Raw genomic sequence first — 463 nt, 5'->3', positions numbered from 1 at the left:
AGCCAATCTCGAGAGGGATTTGGCTCTTTTTGCGTGATGATCTCAACCTGATCGCCCATTTCCAATTGATGGGTAAACGGTACGATTCTTCCTGCGACCTTAGCGCCAATACAACGGTGCCCTACCTCAGAGTGAATGTGGTAAGCAAAGTCGAGAGGCGTCGCCCCCATCGGCAGGTCGACTACATCACCACGAGGGGTAAAGGCATAAACGCGATCATCAAACACTTGAGAGCGCAACTCGTCCAGCATCTCACCGGAATCCGACATCTCTTCTTGCCAATCAAGCAGTTTGCGCAGCCAGGTAATCTTCTCATCGTAGCCACTGCGACCACCTGAACTGCCCTCTTTGTATTTCCAGTGGGCAGCCACACCAAGCTCAGAGTCTTCATGCATTTGCTTGGTACGGATTTGAATCTCTATGGTTTTGCCTTCAGGCCCAAGCACAACGGTATGAATAGATT

Annotated in this window: 1 protein-coding gene; it reads right to left on the bottom strand. The window is 50.5% G+C overall.

From position 1 onward, the window contains the following. Positions 1–463: TGS domain-containing protein (locus AB4585_RS23730; RefSeq protein WP_372171219.1), on the bottom strand; the 463-nt coding region annotated here is incomplete at both ends.

The organism is Vibrio sp. 10N.222.49.C9 (genome assembly GCF_041474985.1).
Classification (GTDB): domain Bacteria; phylum Pseudomonadota; class Gammaproteobacteria; order Enterobacterales; family Vibrionaceae; genus Vibrio; species Vibrio crassostreae_C.
The sequence above is the reverse complement of the archived record's forward strand: the minus strand, read 5'-3'. Positions and strand labels throughout refer to the sequence as shown.